The following is a 19,400-nucleotide window of genomic DNA, read 5'->3' on the forward strand; positions in this document are numbered from 1 at the left end:
ATCCGGCTGGGTGTACACCGCCACCACTTCATGATGGCGTGCGGCGGCACGCAACGACGCGACCGCGAACTCCGGCGTACCGGCAAAGACAATCCTCATGGCGACCCCACTTGCAGAAAGTAAAACGGCGCCGGAAGGCGGCGCCGATCAAACCGCGCCAGACGCGGCCATGCCGCGCCCGCTGCGCCGGTCACTGGATCAGGCAACGTGCTTGCGCTGCTTGGCCAGCTTCTTGCGGACCATCTCGCGCTTGAGCGGCGAGAGGTAGTCAATGAACAGCTTGCCGTCCAGGTGGTCCATCTCGTGCTGCACGCAGACCGCCAGCAGGCCGTCGGTGGTGAGCTCCTGGGCCACGCCCTGGCGATCCAGGAAGCGGACGGTGATGGAGTCGGCGCGGGTCACGTCGGCAAAGATGCCCGGCACCGACAGGCAACCTTCCTGGTACACCTGGCCACCCTGCTGGGTGACGATTTCCGGGTTGATGAACACCATCGGGGTGTCCTTGCCCTCGCTGACGTCGATGACCATGAAGCGCTTATGAACGTCAACCTGACTGGCGGCCAACCCGATTCCGGGGGCCTCGTACATGGTCTGGAACATGTCGTCGACCAGCGTCTGGAAGGCCGGCGTGGTCACCTCGGCGGCGTCGATCAACGCAGCCTTGGTGCGCAGGCGCGGGTCGGGGAACTCGAGAATGGGCAGGAGAGCCATGGCAAATACCGGTTGGGGGCGCCCGTAAAAGCGGCGTAGGTCGCAATTCTATCGCCAACGCTTGCCTTGCGCCCCGGTTTCTGGACTATAGTGGTCAAACCTGTTGGGGAATCAGGCACCACTCCTATGTTTGAACGTACTCGTACGGTTCTCGCCGTCGCGATGTTGACCGTCGCCACCTATGCTACCGCCGTTGAAGTGAACGGTGGTCACCCGGATACCTACGTCGTCCAGAAGGGCGATACGTTGTGGGACATTTCCGCGCGCTTCCTTAAAAAGCCGTGGCTGTGGCCCGAAATCTGGCAAGCCAATCCGCAGGTCAAGAACCCGCACCTGATCTACCCGGGTGACGTGCTCAGCCTGGCCTACCTGGACCGCGTCGTGGCCCAGCCCGGCCCGCGCCAGGACGCCCCGCTGAATGCCATTCCGCTGGCCCAGGTGGAGCCCTTCCTGAAGCAGATGAGCGTTGTGGACGAGATCAAGTCCCTGCCGCACATCGTGGCCCTGGAAGACAACCGTCTGCGTGCCACCACCGGCCAGGTTGCCTATGTGATGAACCTGCAGGGGGCTGAAGTCGGCCAGCGCTGGGCCGTGGTCCGCCCGACCGTGCGCTTCGGCCTGCCCAAGCCGTCTGAAGACCTGACCGCCAACGGGGACGTCACCCCGGGCAGCGGCAATGTCTGGAAGTCGTTCGTTGCCCCGAGCAACCGCCGCGAATCGCTGGGCTACGAACTGGCCCAGGTGAACGTGGGCACCATCGTCAAGCTGCCTGACGGTCAGTCCGAAGTGGCCACGCTGTCACTGCAGGGTCTGGGTGACGGCCGTGAAGTCCGCCCGGGCGACCGCCTGGTGCCGGTCGAGGCGCAGCCGTATGACCTGCAGTTCTTCCCGCACGTGCCGGCGGCCCAGACCGAGGGTCTGGAAATCCGTGTACTGGCGGTGACGGACATGTTCACCGCAGGCGGCCCGCGTGACGTCATTGCCCTTTCCGCCGGCAGCGCCGACGGCATCGACAATGGCACCGTGGTCTCGCTGTGGCGCAATGGCCGCCATGTGGCCAACCGGATGAAGTTCCCGGGCTCCTCGCGCATGGACGACGCGCTCAGCAGCGGTGCTGGCCGGGTCAGCCTGCCGGACGAGTACGCCGCGCACGCGATGGTCTTCCGCACCTTCGACAAGGTCAGCTACGCGCTGGTCATGGAAGGCAAGAAGCCGGTACTGGTCGGTTACAACGTCCGCCACCCGGACGCGCAGTAACGCGGCACCCCGCCCTCGGGCGGGCACCGACCCGCAGTCGGTGAAGAACCTGACGCTACACAACGACGGCACCTGAGGGTGCCGTCGTCGTATCCCGGCTAGCCTGCCGGGATGCCCATCGATCTACCTGCTGACACCGACGCCCTGCTGCACCTGGTCCTGGCCGGCGGCGCGCCGGAGCCCCGCCATGGCCTGCTCACTGCGCATGGCTCAGCCGCTGCGGCACTGCGCGCAGGACCCAATGCCTGGCGCGCCGCCGGCTGCAGCGGCGAACAGCGCACCCGCCTGCTGCGCCCTGATCCGGACGCCCTGTCACGGGGACGCCAGTGGCTGGCCCAGCCCGGCCGACACCTGCTGTCGATCGACGCCGACGACTACCCGGACCTGCTCCGCAGCGTCGCCCGCGCCCCGCTGGCCTTGTTCGTGCACGGCGACCCGACTGCGTTGTGGCATCCGGGCGTGGCCGTGGTCGGCAGCCGCACCCCCTCGCCCACCGGTGCCGAGCTGGCCGCTGAGTTCGCCGACGCTTTCGCGCGCAGTGGACTGGCCGTTTTCAGCGGGCTGGCGGCCGGGATCGACGGCCGTGCGCATCACGCCGCGCTGGCCGTGCCTGGTGGACGCACCGTCGCGGTGGTCGGGACCGGGCCGGACCGCGTGTTTCCGCCCCGGCACGACCGCCTGCAGGCACAGATCGCCGAACGCGGCGCGGTGGTCAGCGAGTATCCCCCCGGGACGGAGGCGCGGGCCGGTCAGTTTCCGGCGCGCAACCGAATCGTCGCCGGGCTGTCGCTGGGCACCGTGGTCATCGAGGCCGCACTGCGATCGGGGGCCTTGATCACCGCCCGGCTGGCGGCTGAATCGGGTCGCGAGGTGTTCGCCCTGCCCGGCTCGGTGCGCAACCCGCGCGCCCGCGGCTGCCACCGGTTGATCCGCGACGGGGTCCGCCTGGTGGAGCACCCCGACGAAATCATCGAGCCACTGGGCGCGGTCGCCGCCCGGCTGGGCCAGGCCTTGCGAACCCGCCTCAACGCCCCCACTGAACAGGCACGCCCGACGCCACCGGGCTCGACCTTCCGTTCCGACCCGGACTACCAGCGCTTGTGGCAGGCGCTGGATGAAAACCCAATCCCTATGGATTCATTGGTCCTGCGCAGTGGATTGACGGCAGCCCGCCTGTCGGCCATGCTGCAACTCATGGAACTGGATGGAAAGGTGGTTGCCGTACATGGCTGCTACTGTCGAAAACCCTAGTTTCTTCACCTCCACAGCGTCGAAGACGCAGGCCGAGGGGCAATGAAAGAGAGCATTCTGGATGTCCTGCTGTACCTTTTTGAACACTACTTCAGCGAAGATGCGGACATCGTCCGTGATCGCGACTCCCTCCAGAACGGCCTGATACAGGCTGGTTTCAGCCCCACCGAGATCAACAAGGCGTTCGACTGGCTCGATGCCCTGGCCGAACAGCGGCCGGCCGTGACCCAGGCCCGCGTCGACGGTCCGGTGCGCGTCTATCACGGTCCGGAACTGGACAAGCTGGACGTGGAAGGCCGTGGCTTCCTGCTGTTCCTGGAACAACACGGCATCCTGGACGCCAACCAGCGCGAGCTGGTGCTCGACCGTGCCATGGCCCTGGACCAGGACGAACTGGACCTGGACGACCTGAAGTGGGTCGTGCTGATGGTGCTGTTCAACCAACCCGGGTCCGAGGCAGCCTACGCCTGGATGGAAACCCAGATGTTCGTGGACGAGCCAGAACCCCTTCACTGACCGTACACTGGGTGCCTTGCGCATTCAGGGGAATGGAACGTGGGCCAGTGGTTCTATGCAGAAGGAAATCGCCAGCAGCGTGGGCCGCTGGCGTCTGAAGAGTTGATCGCGCTGTATACGTCCAGCCGGATCGGGCTGGACACGCTGGTATGGCGTGATGGTCTTGCGCAGTGGTTACCCCTGCGCGATGTGGCCGCCGAGATCGGCCTGGTGATTGCACCTGTCGCACCTGCAGTCCCGGCCGCCCCGGCAGCGCCGACGGCGCACTTCGAGCTTGAGTCCACGCCGGAACCCGTCGCACCGCAACCGGTCGAGCCGGTGCCGCCGCGTATTCCGGCCACCTTCCAGATCGATACCAGCACGCGCACGGCCCCACCGCCGCCGCAGCAACCGGCCTATTCGCGCCCGGCAGCCGCACCGCCGCCGAAGAAGTCCGGATGTGGTCCGGTGGCGATCGTGCTGGCCGTGGTCGGCGTGGTCCTGGTGGCGATCATCGCCATCCTCGCCGCGATCGCTATCCCCGCCTACAACGACTATGTGACCAAAGCCCAGATGGCGCAGACGGTCGGGATGCTGACACCGCTGAAGCCGCGGGTGACCGAGTTCGTCGCCAACTACGACCGCTGTCCGGTCAATGGTGACGAGGGCTTCGGCTCGCCGGCCAGCTATGCCACCAATGGCGTGGGCCAGGTCCGGATCGGGCGTTTCGGCGACGGTCGCTGCGGCGTCGAGATCGAGTTCTCGATGCCAGGCAAGCGCCAGATCGATGGCAAGATGCTGTGGTTCGAGTACGACGTGGCGCAGCAGCAATGGAGTTGCAGCAGTGACGCCGACAAGCGCTATCTGCCACTCAACTGCAGCAACTGAGCGCACCCGTACGGCGTGTCGTAGATGAGTTTAAGGACGAATCACAATGGGGATTGAAGCAATGACCGAGTGGTATTACGCGGACGGCCAGGACCGTCAGGGTCCGCTGATGGCAGAAGACCTGCGCCAGCGCTTCCAGCGCGGGGAGATCAGCCTGACCACCCTGGTCTGGCGCGAGGGTTTTTCGCAGTGGAAGCCGTTGTCCGAGGCGGTGGAGGAACTGCAGCTGCAGAACCTGACCAGCGCCAGCAGCAACCTGGGCTCCGGCTTTGACCTGCGCGGCGACTACACCGCCATCGACAACGGCACCGCCCCCCTGCCCGGCACCGGCGGCGGCACCCGCTCGCCCTACGATGCTCCGACTGCGGTCAGCGGCTATGGTTCGGCGGTGGTCTCCGGCGGCGAAGTGGTCTACGCCGGATTCTGGCGGCGCTATGCGGCCTACTTCCTGGACTCGTTCCTGGTCGGCATCATCAACTTCCCGGTCAGCCTGGTGTTCAACGGCATCGGCGCGGTCAGCGACAACTCCGCGGTGATGGGCGTGATGTACCTGCTGGGGATCCTGGCCAGCTTCGTGGTCGGCATCGCCTACTACGCCTGGTTCCACTCCTCGCGCGGCGGAGCCACCCTGGGCAAGATGGCGGTGGGCATCAAGGTGGTGCGCAGCGACGGCGAACGCCTGACCTTCATGCGCGCCTTCGGCCGCTACTGGGGCTTCGTCCTGAGCGGCCTGACCCTGCTGATCGGCTTCATCATGGCCGCCTTTACCGAGCGCAAGCAGGCGCTGCACGACATGCTGTGCGACACGGTGGTGGTGGACCGGTGGGCCTTCACCGAGCATGCCGAGTTCCAGGAGCGTGGCATGGGAACTGTGACGGTCATCATTCTGGTGCTGAATGGCATCATCCTGCTGGGCGTGATCGCCCTGCTGGTGTTTGCCGGTATCGCCGCTTCCTCGATGTCCTGACCCGGCATCCTCACACCGGGCCGCTTGACACAGGCGGCTCCGGCGTGATTCCACTAATAGGCGCAAACCTGAACGCCCGGCGCACAACCGGGCGTTCAGTCTGTATATATCGACGGCTGCCCTTCACTAATGCGGCCATTTGCTCCACCCTAGCGGCCCTTCCGGGTCCTTTGCCCACAGAATTCATTGCCATGCCCAAGCACCTGCTCATCGTCGAATCGCCCGCCAAGGCCAAGACGATCAACAAATACCTCGGCAAGGACTTCACCGTCCTGGCCTCGTATGGGCATGTGCGTGACCTGGTCCCCAAGGAAGGTGCGGTCGACCCGGACAACAACTTCGCGATGCGGTACGACCTGATCGACAAGAACGAGAAGCACGTCGACGCCATCGCCAAGGCCGCCAAGGGGGCTGACGACATCTTTCTGGCGACCGACCCGGATCGCGAGGGCGAGGCGATCAGCTGGCACATTGCTGAAATCCTGAAAGAACGCGGCCTGCTCAAGGACAAGCCGATGCAGCGCGTGGTCTTCACCGAGATCACCCCGCGCGCCATCAAAGAAGCCATGAGCCAGCCGCGGCCGATCGCCAGCGACCTGGTCGACGCCCAGCAGGCGCGCCGCGCGCTGGACTACCTGGTCGGCTTCAACCTGTCGCCGGTGCTGTGGCGCAAGGTCCAGCGCGGCCTGTCCGCCGGCCGCGTGCAGAGTCCGGCGCTGCGCATGATCGTCGAGCGCGAAGAAGAAATCGAAGCCTTCATCGCCCGCGAGTACTGGAGCATTGAAGCAGCCTGCGCGCATCCTTCGCAGGCGTTCAATGCCCGCCTGATCAAACTGGACGGGCAGAAGTTCGAGCAGTTCACGGTCACCGACGGCGACACCGCCGAGGCCGCGCGCCTGCGCATCCAGCAGGCCGCGCAGGGTTCCCTGCACGTCACCGACGTGGCCAGCAAGGAGCGCAAGCGCCGTCCGGCCCCGCCGTTCACCACCTCGACCCTGCAGCAGGAAGCCTCGCGCAAGCTGGGCTTCACCACCCGCAAGACCATGCAGGTCGCGCAGAAGCTGTACGAAGGCGTGGCCATTGGCGATGAAGGTACGGTCGGCCTGATCTCGTACATGCGTACCGACTCGGTGAACCTGTCGCAGGACGCTTTGGCGGAAATCCGCGACGTGATCGCCCGCGATTACGGCATCGCCGCATTGCCGGACAAGCCCAACACCTACCAGACCAAGTCCAAGAACGCCCAGGAAGCGCACGAAGCCGTGCGCCCGACCTCGGCCCTGCGCACGCCGGCACAGGTGTCGCGTTATCTCACCGACGACGAGCGCAAGCTGTATGAGCTGATCTGGAAGCGCGCCGTCGCGTGCCAGATGATTCCGGCCACGCTCAACACCGTCAGCGTCGACCTGGCCGCCGGCAGCGAGCACATCTTCCGCGCCAGCGGCACCACCGTGGTGGTGCCGGGTTTTCTGGCGGTGTACGAGGAAGGCAAGGACAGCAAGAGCGCCGAGGACGACGACGAAGGCCGCAAGCTGCCCGCCATGAAGCCCGGTGACCGCGTGCCGCTGGACCGCATCATCGCCGAGCAGCACTTCACCCAGCCGCCGCCGCGGTTTACCGAAGCGGCGCTGGTGAAGGCGCTGGAAGAGTATGGCATCGGCCGTCCGTCGACCTATTCGTCGATCATCCAGACCCTGCTGTTCCGCAAGTACGTGGAAATGGAAGGCCGCAGCTTCCGTCCCTCCGACGTCGGCCGCGCCGTTTCCAAGTTCCTGTCCAGCCACTTCACCCAGTACGTCGACTACGACTTCACCGCCAAGCTTGAAGACGAGCTCGATGCGGTGTCGCGTGGCGAGGAAGAGTGGATTCCGTTGATGGCCCGCTTCTGGGACCCGTTCAACAAGCTGGTGGAAGAAAAGAAAGAATCGGTCGACCGCGCCGAAGCCAGTGGCGCGCGCGAGCTCGGCACCGACCCCAAGACCGGCAAGCCGGTCAGCGTGCGCCTGGGTCGCTTCGGGCCGTATGCGGCGATTGGCAGCACCGCCGAAGACGCCGAGGAGAAACCCAAGTTCGCCTCGCTGCGTCCGGGCCAGTCGATGCACACCATCAGCCTGGAAGATGCGCTGGAGCTGTTCCTGATGCCGCGCGCCCTGGGCGAGGACAAGGGTGAGCCGGTCAGCGTGGGGATCGGCCGCTTTGGTCCGTTCGCCAAGCGCGGCAGCACCTATGCCTCGCTGAAGAAGGAAGACGATCCGTACACCATCGACCTGGCGCGCGCCGTGTTCCTGGTCGAGGAAAAGGAAGAGATCGCCCGCAACCGCATCATCAAGGAATTCGAAGGCAGCGACATCCAGGTGCTGAACGGTCGTTTCGGCCCGTACCTGAGCGATGGCAAGTTCAATGGCAAGATCCCGAAGGACCGTGAGCCGGCCTCACTGACCCTGGCCGAAGCGCAGCAGCTGATGGAAGAAACCGGCAAGCCGGTGCGCAAGGGCTTCGGTGCCAAGAAGGCAGCGGCGAAGAAAGCTCCTGCCAAGAAGGCCGCAGTGAAGAAGGCTCCCGCCGCCAAGAAGGCCCCGGCGAAGAAGGCCGCAGCCAAGAAAGCGCCGGCCAAGAAGGCGGTGAAGAAGGCGGCCGCGAAAAAGGCTCCCGCCAAGAAGGCCGTCAAGAAGGCGGTGTGACGCCGGACGCACGTGGCGGGTGGATAATCAGTCCTCCCGCCGTACCGGTCACCGCCATGAACGAACTCACCCTCGACACTGCCGTCACCGCACTGCGCGCTGGCGGGGTGATCGCCTACCCGACCGAGGCCGTCTGGGGCCTGGGCTGCGATCCGAGCCATGAGATGGCGGTGCGCAAACTGCTGCGGCTGAAACAGCGCCCGGTGGAAAAAGGCATGATTCTGGTGGCCGCCGAGCTGTCCCAGCTGGAGGGATGGGTGCGCCTCAAAGCGCTGCCGCAATCGCGCCAGGCAGCCGTGTTGGCCAGCTGGCCAGGGGCCCACACCTGGATTCTGCCGGCCGGCCCCCTGGCCCCGGCGTGGATCACCGGCGAGCACAGCGGCATTGCGGTGCGGATCAGCGCCCATCCGCTGGTGGCCGAGCTGAGCCGCCGCTGGGGTGGACCGCTGGTGTCCACCAGCGCCAACCTGGCCGGGTACCCGCCGGCGCGCACCCGCGCCGAGCTGGACCCGGCGCTGCTGCCGCTGCTGGACGGCGTGCTGGACGGCGACACCGGCGGCCTGGCCCAGCCCACCCCGATCCGCGACGCGTTGACCGGGGATGTCCTGCGCACCTGAGCGCAGCGCGTTCTTTGCGCGTACACCGTTTACCCCGCACACTGCCGGCATGCGCCTCCCTACCGCCCTGTGCCTGCCCCTGCTGCTTGTTCTCGCTGCGCCCACGCTGGCGGCCCAGGACAGCAGCAGCGTGCGGGTGTATCGCTGTGTCGGCAGCAACGGAGCCGTGTCCCTGCAGGATGCGCCCTGCCGCGATGGCCGCCAGGAAGTCCGCGAGATGCAGCGGCCACGCGATCCGCCGCCGCGCACCGTGCGCAGTGATACGCCAGCCTCGGCACCGACCCGCGCGGCCCCCGAGCGGGAAGTGCGCTACGTCCACGTGCAGCCACCGCAGCCGATGTACGAATGCATCCGTGATGACGGCAGCCGCTACGTCAGTGAAACCAGCGAAGGCAATCCTCGCTGGGTGCCGGTGTGGACCAGTGCCTACCTGCCCTATCGCGGCGGCGGTTCACGCCCGGGCCCCGGCCCGCGCCCGCTGCCGCCGGTGATGCCGATGGGCAGCGGTTCGGTCAGCAGCAGCGGCGGTTCGCTGTCGGTGTCCGGCGGCGGTTCCGGTGTACGCGGCAGCGTGAACATCGGCAGCGGCAGCACCCAATGGCAGCACGAGGGATCGGGCTACCCGGGCACCTATACCGACGTCGTCGTTCCCGGCGGCAATGTACTGGTGCGCGACCAGTGCCACGCGCTGCCCACCGGCGAGGTCTGCTCCATCCTGCGTGATCGCCGCTGGGAACTCGATCGACGCTACAACAGCGCATTGCAGGGCGAGCGTGCGGAGATCAGCCGCGAGCAGCGCGGCATCGATGCCCGACTGGACCGGGATTGCCGGTAACGCGGGACACGGCACCTGTATGCTGCACCCATGAACGCTGCGCGCTTTTTCCTGCTGATGTGCCTGTCCTCGCCGGCCCTGGCCGACGACACCATTGTGTTCCGCTGTACCGACGCCGATGACAACGTCAGCATGCAGAGCACGCCGTGCCCGAAAGGCAGCCATCAGGTGATGCAGCGCATGAGCGCGGGTCCGTCGCGCGCGGAAACCTCAGTCTCCACCCAGGCCACGCCGGTCGCGCCGGCCCCGGCCCCGGCAGCACCTTCAGCACCGGCGACGCCAGCGGCCGCCGCCGGCACGCCCCTGATACCGGGCACGCAGATCCCGATGGAGCGGACCATTTCCGAGGCGTACCAGGTCGAACGGGGCAACGCCATTCTGGACAGCGCCAACCTGCCCCGGCCCGGCGACGCACCCCAGGAGGCGGACTCGACCAAGCCGCCACCGCCCGCGATCTTCCAGTGCCAGCGCGCCGATGGCGGTCGCTATCTCAACGAACTTGAGCCGGCACCGGCACACTGCGAACTGCTGTCGGTCACCGGACTGGGCGGGGTCACGCCGGTCAATGCGGCCAGCTGCGAGGTGGTCCGTGACGACTGCCAGGAAATTGCCGAGGCCGACCGCTGCGGGGCCTGGCAACAGCGCTTCCGCAATGCACGCGGGCAGGAGCGATTTGCTTCGGCCGACAAACAGCCCGCCGCCGTCGCCGAGCGTGAACGGTTGGAGGCGGTGCTGGCCGCCAGCAATTGCCCGGTCCCGCAGTGACGCCGGATCAGAACCCGTAACGCAGGAAACCGCCGTCCACCGCGATGCATTCACCGGTGACATAGCTGGCCGCCGGCAGGCACAGGAAGCCCACCGCCGCCGCCACTTCTTCGGGCTCCCCAATGCGCCGCATGGGCGTGCGCTCGATTACCTGGTCGTAGTAGTCCGGGTCGGACAGCGGCCCTGACGTCCGGCGCGTGCGGATGTACCACGGGGCCACTGCATTGACGCGGATGCCGTCTTCAGCCCATTCCACCGCCAGGTTGCGGGTCATCTGGTGCATGGCGGCCTTGGTCATGCCGTATACCGCGCCACTGCGCACATGGGTCAGGCCGGAGACGCTGCCCACGTTGACGATGGCCGACGCCGCGTGCCGGGTCAGCAGCGGGTGCGCATAGCGCGACAGTTCGAAGGCTGAAAACAGGTTGGTCTCGAAGATGCCGCGCCATTCGTCTTCGGTGTATTCAGTCGCAGGCTTGGTGATGTTGCCACCGGCGTTGTTGATCAACAGGTGCAGGCCGTCACTGTGGTCTTCCACCCAGTCGAGGATCTGGCGGCGATCATCATCATCGGAAACGTCGGCCGACAGGGCATGGATCTCACGCTCGGGAAACGCATCCGCCAGGTCGTCGCGCGCCACTTCCAGGGCATCGGCGTCACGGCCGACGATCAGCAGGTCGGCACCGAAGCCCAGCAGTTCGCGGGCAATCGCCAGTCCGATGCCGGCGCTGGCACCGGTGATCAACGCGGTCTGTCCATCCAGTCGCCAACGCTGTGCGTTCACCGGGTTCTCCTGCAATCATCGTGGTGCGGCAGGATAGCTCGCATGCCGTGGCGGCGCACCCCGTCACACACAGGGCGTTGCGGCGGTGCCACACTGCACGCCGTCACATCCGACGTCCCGAGGTTGCCATGCTGATCCGCATCACCCTGTCTTTGGCTGCCGTGCTGGCCCTGGCCGGCTGCAACCGCCCGCCTGCCGCGCCGTCACCGGAGAAGCCACCGGAACCGCAAGCCAGTGCCCTGCGCAATGCCATGGAGCAGCCCTTGGACAAGGCCAAGGCGGCGCGCGACGCGCTGGAAAAGGCTCCCGACACCCGCGCCGCGGACGACGCCGAAAGCGGACATTGAGTACCAACAAAAAACCCGGCCGAAGCCGGGTTTTTTGTGTGCATCTGTGCGGCTCAGAAACCGCAGAAGCAATACGCCAGCGCCTTCACCGGCGCGCTGCCACGCGGGTCGCGGGCGGCGTTTTCGACAAATCGCAGCTGGGTGTCCAGCTCCGGCATCGAACGGGCCAGCATCATCCGCGCCATGCCCGACTCACCCAGCATCCAGGCACCTGCGCGGGTACCGGCGAAGCCGCTGATGAACTGCGCCAGCGGCGTGGCGGGCTTCTCGATGTAGCGCACGCGCACCTTGTCCAGACCGCCCAGCTTGGCGCGGGCGGCCGCATCGGTCAGGGCCACGCGCAGGCCACCGAAGTCATCCACCAGGCCGCGTTCCTTGGCCTGGGCACCGCTCCAGACGCGACCGCGTGCCACTTCGTCGACGGCCTCAACCGGCTTGTTGCGTGCGTCAGCCACCTTGCCGGTGAAATCGGCGTAACCCTTGTTGATCACCGACTGGATCACCTGGCCCACGGCCGGGTCCATCGGACGGGTGATGTCGAACGCACCGGCGAAGCGGGTGGTGCCCACGCCGTCGGTGTGCACGCCGATCTTGTCCAGCGAACGGGCCAGGTTCGGGATCATGCCGAAGATGCCGATCGAACCGGTGATGGTCGACGGGTCGGCATAGATCTTGTCGGCGTTCATGCTGATCCAGTAACCGCCTGAAGCGGCCAGATCGCCCATCGACACCACCACCGGCTTGCCGGCGGCCTTCAGCGCCACCACCTCGCGGCGGATCTGCTCGGACGCAAAGACTTCACCGCCGGGCGAATCAACGCGCAGCACGACCGCCTTCACGTCCTTGTCCTCGCGGGCTTCGCGCAGCAGGGCCGAGGTCGACTCGCCGCCGACGCGGCCGGCCGGCAGATCGCCACCGGCGATTTCACCGGCAGCGACCACCACGGCCACCTGCGGACGCGAATCCACCGGCGAGCGGCGCAGGTCCAGCTGGGTCAGGTAGTCGCCCAGAGTGATGTTGCGGAAGCCGCCGTCAGCGTCTTCGTCGGCTACGCCGCGATCGGCCAGCAGGTCTTCCACTTCCTCACGGGTCTTCAGCCCGTCGACCAGCTTCTGCTGCAGGGCGAACTTGGCGAGGTCGCCGCCGGCAGCCGCAACGCCTTCGGGCATCGTGTCGATGCCGGCGGCCAGCTGCGCGGCGTCCAGCTTGCGCGCCTTGGCGACGTCGGCCAGATAGCGCTGCCACACATCGTTCATCCAGAACAGGTCAGCTTCCTTGGCCTGCGGCGAGGCTGCGTCCAGCACGTAGGGCTCGGCCGCGGACTTGTACTCGCCCACCTTGAACAGGTGCACGTCCACGCCCAGCTTGTCCTGCAGGCCGGCACGGAAGTACTGGCGGTAACGCCCCAGGCCTTCCAGCACCAGTCCACCCATCGGGTCCAGGTAGACCTCGTTGGCCTGCGCGGCCAGCAGGTACTGCCACTGGCTCATGCCGTCGCTGTAGGCCACGATCTGCTTGCCCGAACCGCGCAGTTCCTGCAGCGCGGCAGAGATTTCACGCATCGACGCAAAACCGCTGGGCTGCAGCTTGTCCAACTGCAGGACGACGCGTTCGATCTTCTTGTCCTGGCGTGCGGCGTCGATGCCACGGACCAGGTCGCGCAGCTGGATTTCCTCGGCGGCGTTGTCGCCAACGGCCTTGGCCAGCGCGCGGCTGAGCGGATCGGCCGTGTACTGCTCGACCAGCTTGCCCTCCGGCGCGATCACCAGGGTGGTGCGGTCCTGCAGGCCACGGTTGGAACCGGCGCTCTTGCCGGCCGCCACGACGAACATGACAAGCACCAGCAGCAGCAGACCGAAGAACAGCAGGTTCAGGATCAGCCGGCGGGTAAAGTTCATCACATCCCACAGCCCGATGAAGAAGCTGGCTACGGGGTTGCGACGCACAGGTTGGTTCATGGGGAAACTCCAGTTGGCTTCTTGCCGTGGTACCAGCATAGCCGGTGCCGGTCAGGCCGGCATCGGACACAGGTCAGGGTGACCTCAGGTGGGACGGATCACACCGTTGCAACCAGGTCATTACCGACACGGCGACTGCTGACCCGCAGCCGCCACGCCATCAGGATCGCCGCAGCGGTCAGACCCAGGATCAGGCCCAGCCACATCCCCTGCGGCCCCATGCCCAGCCCCAGCCCCAACCCGGCACCGAGCGGCATGCCCAGGCCCCAGTAGGAGAACATCGCAATGAACATGGGCACCCGGGTGTCCTTCAGGCCACGCAGCGCCCCGGCGGACAGCACCTGGATACCGTCCGGGAACTGGAACGCAGCCGCATACAGCAGCAGTGTGGAGGCCAGCGCCGCCACGGCGTGGTCGGCGGTGTACACCCCCACGATCGCGTCGTGGCCGAACAGCAGGGTCAGCGCCGAAAGCGTCTGCGTGGCCAGAATGATCACCAGCCCGGCATTGGCCGCGCGACGCACACCGTGGCCGTCGTTGCTGCCCACCGCATAGCCCACCCGCACGGTCGTGGCCTCGGCCACGCCCATCGGAATCATGAAGCACAGCTGGGCGACGTTGATGGCGATCTGGTGGGCAGCGGCCTCGGTGGCCCCCAGCCGCCCGATCAGCAGCGCGGTCACGATGAACAGCCCGCCCTCCATCAGCACGGTGATGCCGATCGGCAGCCCGGTGCGCAGCAGGTCCCAGATCGCGCGCCAGCGCGGCAGTTCAAAGTGCGAGAACAGTTCCAGGTGAGCGAAGCGTCGGGTTCTCCACAGATACCCGGCAAAGCACAGCGCCTGCAGCCACATCATGGTGGCCGAGGCGATACCCAGACCTTCCGCGCCCAGTTCCGGGAAGCCCAGCTTGCCGTAGCACAGCACATAGCCCAGCGGTGCCAGCACCAGCAGGCCGCCGAAGCCCAGCAGCATGGTCGGCAGGGTCCAGTGCATGCCTTCGCTCAGGTAGCGCATGCAGAAGTACAGGGTCAATGCCGGCCCGCCCCAGCGCACCGCGTGCAGGAAGGCGGTCGCACCGGGCACGATGTCCGGCGCGATGCCGAAGGCCGGCAGCAGCGGCGGCACCACCGTCAGGAAGGTGAACATGATCAGGCCCAGGCCGAGCGCCAGCCACAGCGCCTGGCGGAACAGCGGGCCGATCTCACGCTCGCGTCCGGCCCCATGCAGCTGGGACACCGAGGCGGTCAGCGAGATCAGCGTGCCGATCGGAATGAGCATCGGCAACCACAGCAGCGCGGTACCGATGGTCACTGCCGCCAGGGTCTGGGTACCGTGGTGGCCGGCAATCACGTTGTCGACGAAGGAGATCAGGCCGGTGGAGACATGGCCCAGGACCAGCGGCAGCGCGAGCAGACCGGTGGCGCGCACTTCGGTGGAAAGGCGCGGAGCAGGAATGGCGGTAGACATGGACGTACGGACGTCAACTGCGGTCGCGCGCGGAGGGCACAGGCACCGGGTTGCGGGCCGCCATCTTACGCGCGCAGGGTGACAAAACCCATGGCCGGAGGTGAACGGTCAGCGCACCACGTTCTCGTGCAGCCAACGGTCACGGCCGCCCGCTGGCAGGGCCAGGAAATCGGCACGCACCTTGTCGCGCTCCTGCGGCGGCGTGCGCTGGGCGATCAGGGTCAGCTGCGCCAGTTGCTCGGGGCTGAGTTGGCGCAGCGCCGCCAAGGCAGCATCCCGCTGTTCGATGGGCAGATACCCGAACAGACCTTCCAGCTTCGGGAACTGCGCCCCCAGCGTGGGACCCAGCCGCCAGCCTTCACGGAAGCGCGTGTCCTGCGCGGCGAAGGTCGCCCGAATGGTCTGCTGCTGGTCCGGCGGCAGTGCGGCCAGCCGCCGGGCCGCTTCGCGCACGCGGGCGCGCTCGGCCTCGGGCAGGGCCTGCCACTGGGCCTGGCGACTGTGCAACGCGCGCAGCTGCGCGGGGTCTGGCGTAGCGGTCGCCGCCGCAGGTACCGCCTGGGGCAGTGCCACGGGTGCCGGGGCTGCGGTCACACCCAGCGGGGCCAGTGCGCAGGCACACAACAGGAGGAAGGTCGGCTTACTCATCGGCATCGGTCGTCTCCAGGCCGGCAGAGGCCGGTTCCGGGCGGCTGGGCTGGGGTTGTGATTCGTCGACGGGCACCGGCCCTCCGGCGGCGAACCAGGCGTACAGATCCGCATCGCGGATGACCGCCAGGTCCGGGTCGGCCAGCAAGGCGGCATCACCCGCAGCGTCAACCGCGGTGGCAGGAGCTGCCGCCGGCAGGTCCTCATCCGGCAAGGATTCCATCTGCACCGGGTTGTCGATGCTGACTGCGCCTTCCGGCACGCTGGCCTCAGGCAACGGGGCCTGACGATGATGCTTCCACCAGTACGCGCCCCCCAGCAGGGCACCGGAGGTCAGTATCAGGATCAGCAGGCCGCGCCACAGCGGACGCGAGCCGCGCCGCGTCGGCCGGCGGCGGGGTGCCGGTTCGTCCTTGGCCGGCGCACGCCAGGACGGCGACGGTCGGCTTCCTTCGGCCACGGCGGGGCTCGGCTGGTGCAGCCGCTGCAGGCGCTCCAGCGGCAACTCGCGCAGGCGTTGCTGCACCTGCTCGGCCAGTGCTCGCCAGCCACGCGCATCTGGCTGCCCATGGCTGTCGCGAGGACAGGCCTCGGCCAGCGCCTGCTGGTACTCGGCTACCGGCAGGTCGAGGATCTGCGCGGCCGCCGCCTCGTCCAAACCGCCGCCGATGCGCAGCAACAGCGCCAGCCGGGCCGGGGGCGACAAGGAGGGTAGATGTGCCAGGGCCGGGTCCCAATGACCGCCCTCGGCCGGCACCCGGATCGGGTGGCGGTGCGCCAGCAGGATCCAGAACCGGTCGGGCCACTGCGCCATTGGCACGTCACTGGCAATGCCAGTGAACGCCCGCATCACCGCGACCAGTGCCTGTTCGGCCACCGTCGGATTGCCACACTGCAGCTCCGCCACAAGCAGGGCACGGCGTTCCACGCCGCGCAGAAAAGCCGGCAGCGCACCGGCTGCGTTGGAAGACATCGAGGCGTTCGCAGCCGTCATAGCAACTCCATCATGAGCCGGAATGATAGCGACTGTGCCGTTGGACGAGCATGCCGAACCGGGCCGGCTGTGAAGAAACCCAAGGCATTCACTGCGGCATCACGACGCAGGTTGTGCACAGCACCACCAAAAACGGCAGGAAAACGCAAGGTGAAGTCCGCATCATCTGCATGTCAGCTTTGTTTCACACACAAATCATTGATTTACAAAGGCTTAGTTGTGTGGCGATTTTTTGACCAACCTAAGCCACCCAGCAGAACCGCCGCAGGAAACCCCTCCGGTCGCACGCTCGCACACAGACTTATCCACAGAAGATGTGGATAAGACTGAATCTCTAATAGCCACCGATATTTAGGTGATGTTTAGTCTGGCTGGACAAGGTCCGGGACGGCAGCGGCGCCCTGAACAGGGCGGGCAGTGCCCGCTACACTGCGCCCATGTCTTCCACCAATGCGGCTCCTGTCCTGTCCCTGGAACCTGCCCCGGCCCCTGCGCCCGGCACGCGGACGGTGCAGGTTGCCCTGCCCCTGCCCCTGCCGCAGCTGTTCGATTACGCCCCCCCTGCCGGTACCCGTGCCGAAGCCGACAGCATCGGTCGGCGGCTGCGGGTGCCCTTCGGTTCGCGCGAACTGGTCGGCGTGGTCGCCGGGCTGGGCCAGGCCACCGCCGACGCCCCGCTGCGTGTTGCACGCGAATGGCTGGACCCAGCCCCTCTGCTGGACGGCGAGCTGTGGCGCTCCCTGCAATGGCTGGCGCGCTACACCCACGCGCCGCTGGGCGAGGTGGTCAGCACCGCCCTGCCCGCCTCCCTGCGCCGGGGCGAGCCGGTGCCCGACACGCACCGCTGGGGCTGGCAGCTGACCCCAGAAGGTGAGGCGCAGAGGTCGCGCCAGCGCGCCGGCACCCGGCCGCAGCGCCTGTGCCAGTTGCTGGCCGATGCCGCGGGTCGCGGCACCGCGCTGGATGAAGACCAGCTGGACACGCTGATGGACGACTGGCGCAGCGCCGCGCGCTCGCTGGCAAAACGCGGCCTGCTCGAACGGGTGGCGCAGGTCCACGTTGCCCCGGTACCGATGCTCGGTATTGGGCCGGTCCCCAATGCCGAGCAAGCCGAGGCGGTTGCCGCGATCACGGGGGGCAGCGGCTTCGGCACCTTCCTGCTCGACGGCGTCACCGGCAGCGGCAAGACCGAGGTCTACCTGCAGGCCATCGCCGCCTGCCTGGCGCGCGGCCGGCAGGCGCTGGTGCTGGTTCCCGAGATCGGACTGACCCCGCAGACGCTGGCCCGCTTCCGCACCCGCCTGGGCATTCCGGTGCACGTGCTGCATTCGGGCCTGAACGACAACGAGCGCGCGCGCGTGTGGGCCGCGGCCTCGCGTGGCGAAGCCCAGGTCATCGTGGGTACGCGCTCGGCGGTGTTCACGCCGCTGCCGAATGCCGGGTTGATCGTCATCGATGAAGAGCACGACGGCAGCTACAAGCAGCAGGACGGGATCCGCTACCACGCCCGTGATTTCGCGCTGGTGCGGGCCAAGGCACTGGATGTACCGGTGGTGCTGGGCAGCGCCACGCCTTCGCTGGAATCGCTACACAACGCGCGCAGCGGACGCTACACCCACCTGCGGCTGAAGCAGCGCGCGGGTGAGGCGCGCCCGCCGCGTGTGCGCGTGCTGGATGTACGCAAGCGCCCGCTGCGGGACGGGCTGTCCCCGGAAGTGCTGGAAGGCATTTCCGAGCATCTGCAGCGCGGGCATCAGGTGCTGGTGTTCAAGAACCGACGCGGTTACGCGCCGGTGCTGCTGTGCCATGACTGTGGCTGGACCGCACCGTGCCGGCGCTGCGACGCGCCGATGACTGTGCATGCCGGCGGACGGCGGCTGCAATGCCATCACTGCGGCGCGCGCCAGCCGGCCCCATTGGCCTGCCCGGACTGTGGCAGCCTGGCACTGCAGCCGCAGGGGATCGGTACCGAACGCCTCGAAGAGCACCTGGTGGAGGCATTCGCCGACTACCCGGTGATCCGCATTGATCGCGGCACCACCGGCCGCCGCGATGCGCTGGAAGCGCAGCTGGCGCGTCTGGGCGACCAGGCCGGCATTCTGGTCGGCACCCAGATCCTGGCCAAAGGCCACGACCTGCCCCGGCTGACCCTGGTGGTGGTGGTGGGCATCGATGAAGGCCTTTTCTCGGCCGATTTCCGCGCCAGTGAAAAGCTCGCCCAGCAGTTGATCCAGGTGGCCGGCCGTGCCGGACGTGCCACCGACCCGGGTGAGGTCTGGCTGCAGACCCATCACCCCGGCCACCCCTTGCTGGAAACCCTGGTGCATGGCGGCTACCACGCCTTCGCTGATGCCGAGCTGCAGCAGCGCGAAGCGGCGGGATTTCCGCCGTTTGCGCACCTGGCATTGCTGCGTGCCGAAGCGCAGCAGGTCGAGCATGCCAACGGCATGCTCACGGCGGTACGTGGCTTGATTGCCGAGGATGCGCCAGTGGAGCGTTTCGGGCCGATGCCCGCACCGATGCCGCGTCGTGCCGGGTATCAGCGCACTCAGTTGCTGTTGTCCGCACCGCAGCGGCGGCCGCTGCATGCGGTGCTCGATGCGATGGTGCCGCGGATACATGGGTTGCCTGAGGCGCGGAAGGTGCGGTGGTCGCTGGATATCGACCCAACCGACCTTTACTGAGGGCCGGGGGGGGCCCCCCCCGCGCCCCCCGGCCGGCGCCGGGGGGCGG

17 protein-coding genes and 1 pseudogene are annotated in these 19,400 nt (G+C 67.3%); 11 read left to right on the top strand and 7 right to left on the bottom strand.

Annotation, left to right across the window (positions count from 1 at the left end; translation table 11 throughout):
* Both QMX83_RS12620 and def read right to left on the bottom strand, forming a co-directional pair.
* Window positions 1-99, bottom strand: a pseudogene (locus QMX83_RS12620) (methionyl-tRNA formyltransferase); the annotation flags it as partial.
* A gap of 99 nt (window positions 100-198) precedes the next feature.
* Entirely contained in the window at window positions 199-711 is a 513-nt protein-coding gene (def, locus tag QMX83_RS12625; protein ID WP_282296991.1) for a peptide deformylase, read from the bottom strand.
* A gap of 126 nt (window positions 712-837) precedes the next feature.
* On the opposite strand from def, the gene QMX83_RS12630 reads away from it, so the two are divergent.
* The 9 genes from QMX83_RS12630 to QMX83_RS12670 all read left to right on the top strand — a co-directional run bounded on the left by QMX83_RS12630 (window position 838) and on the right by QMX83_RS12670 (window position 10,467).
* Window positions 838-1,968 carry a LysM peptidoglycan-binding domain-containing protein gene (locus tag QMX83_RS12630; RefSeq protein WP_282296992.1) on the top strand — a complete coding sequence of 377 codons (1,131 nt, stop codon included), beginning with the start codon at window positions 838-840 and terminating at the stop codon, window positions 1,966-1,968.
* A gap of 111 nt (window positions 1,969-2,079) precedes the next feature.
* Window positions 2,080-3,219 carry a DNA-processing protein DprA gene (dprA, locus tag QMX83_RS12635; protein WP_282296993.1) on the top strand — a complete coding sequence of 380 codons (1,140 nt, stop codon included), beginning with the start codon at window positions 2,080-2,082 and terminating at the stop codon, window positions 3,217-3,219.
* A gap of 42 nt (window positions 3,220-3,261) precedes the next feature.
* The gene (locus QMX83_RS12640; protein WP_125361567.1) at window positions 3,262-3,735 is read left to right on the top strand and encodes a DUF494 family protein; all 474 of its coding nucleotides are present in this window, start codon (window positions 3,262-3,264) and stop codon (window positions 3,733-3,735) included.
* Window positions 3,736-3,774: 39 nt separating this feature from the next.
* Window positions 3,775-4,602, top strand: a complete 828-nt coding sequence (locus tag QMX83_RS12645; protein ID WP_282296994.1) for a pilin — start codon at window positions 3,775-3,777, stop codon at window positions 4,600-4,602.
* A 61-nt stretch (window positions 4,603-4,663) separates the two neighbouring features.
* Window positions 4,664-5,569, top strand: coding sequence for an RDD family protein (locus tag QMX83_RS12650; protein WP_282296995.1), 906 nt, complete (start codon window positions 4,664-4,666; stop codon window positions 5,567-5,569).
* Between the two features lie 191 nt (window positions 5,570-5,760).
* On the top strand, window positions 5,761-8,250 hold the full coding sequence (locus tag QMX83_RS12655; RefSeq protein WP_282296996.1) for a DNA topoisomerase I: 2,490 nt from the start codon (window positions 5,761-5,763) through the stop codon (window positions 8,248-8,250).
* Window positions 8,251-8,306: 56 nt separating this feature from the next.
* Window positions 8,307-8,867, top strand: a complete 561-nt coding sequence (locus tag QMX83_RS12660) for a Sua5/YciO/YrdC/YwlC family protein (protein ID WP_282296997.1) — start codon at window positions 8,307-8,309, stop codon at window positions 8,865-8,867.
* A gap of 49 nt (window positions 8,868-8,916) precedes the next feature.
* On the top strand, window positions 8,917-9,702 hold the full coding sequence (locus QMX83_RS12665) for a DUF4124 domain-containing protein (protein ID WP_282296998.1): 786 nt from the start codon (window positions 8,917-8,919) through the stop codon (window positions 9,700-9,702).
* A 30-nt stretch (window positions 9,703-9,732) separates the two neighbouring features.
* Window positions 9,733-10,467, top strand: a complete 735-nt coding sequence (locus QMX83_RS12670) for a hypothetical protein (protein ID WP_282296999.1) — start codon at window positions 9,733-9,735, stop codon at window positions 10,465-10,467.
* A 7-nt stretch (window positions 10,468-10,474) separates the two neighbouring features.
* Here the strand turns inward: QMX83_RS12670 and QMX83_RS12675 are convergent, their stop codons facing one another.
* Window positions 10,475-11,251, bottom strand: coding sequence for an SDR family oxidoreductase (locus tag QMX83_RS12675; RefSeq protein ID WP_282297000.1), 777 nt, complete (start codon window positions 11,249-11,251; stop codon window positions 10,475-10,477).
* 128 nt (window positions 11,252-11,379) lie between these two features.
* On the opposite strand from QMX83_RS12675, the gene QMX83_RS12680 reads away from it, so the two are divergent.
* A complete protein-coding gene (locus QMX83_RS12680; protein ID WP_282297001.1) occupies window positions 11,380-11,598 on the top strand; it encodes a hypothetical protein in 219 nt (72 codons plus the stop codon).
* Between the two features lie 53 nt (window positions 11,599-11,651).
* Here the strand turns inward: QMX83_RS12680 and sppA are convergent, their stop codons facing one another.
* From sppA to QMX83_RS12700, 4 genes are all read right to left on the bottom strand, one after another.
* Window positions 11,652-13,556: a signal peptide peptidase SppA gene (gene sppA, locus QMX83_RS12685; protein WP_282297002.1), complete on the bottom strand. Its 1,905-nt coding sequence runs from the start codon at window positions 13,554-13,556 to the stop codon at window positions 11,652-11,654.
* Between the two features lie 98 nt (window positions 13,557-13,654).
* Entirely contained in the window at window positions 13,655-15,025 is a 1,371-nt protein-coding gene (locus QMX83_RS12690) for an MATE family efflux transporter (RefSeq protein WP_282297003.1), read from the bottom strand.
* A 108-nt stretch (window positions 15,026-15,133) separates the two neighbouring features.
* Window positions 15,134-15,673, bottom strand: coding sequence for a DUF3106 domain-containing protein (locus QMX83_RS12695; protein WP_282297004.1), 540 nt, complete (start codon window positions 15,671-15,673; stop codon window positions 15,134-15,136).
* Window positions 15,666-16,646: a hypothetical protein gene (locus QMX83_RS12700; RefSeq protein ID WP_282297005.1), complete on the bottom strand. Its 981-nt coding sequence runs from the start codon at window positions 16,644-16,646 to the stop codon at window positions 15,666-15,668. The genes QMX83_RS12695 and QMX83_RS12700 overlap by 8 nt, the downstream gene beginning before the upstream one ends.
* Before the next feature lie 458 nt (window positions 16,647-17,104).
* Here QMX83_RS12700 and QMX83_RS12705 point away from each other — a divergent pair, with 458 nt between their 5' ends.
* On the top strand, window positions 17,105-19,351 hold the full coding sequence (locus tag QMX83_RS12705; protein WP_282297006.1) for a primosomal protein N': 2,247 nt from the start codon (window positions 17,105-17,107) through the stop codon (window positions 19,349-19,351).
* The last annotated feature ends 49 nt before the right edge of the window (window positions 19,352-19,400 follow it).

Source organism: Stenotrophomonas sp. PS02289, from assembly GCF_029960115.1.
Lineage (GTDB): Bacteria > Pseudomonadota > Gammaproteobacteria > Xanthomonadales > Xanthomonadaceae > Stenotrophomonas.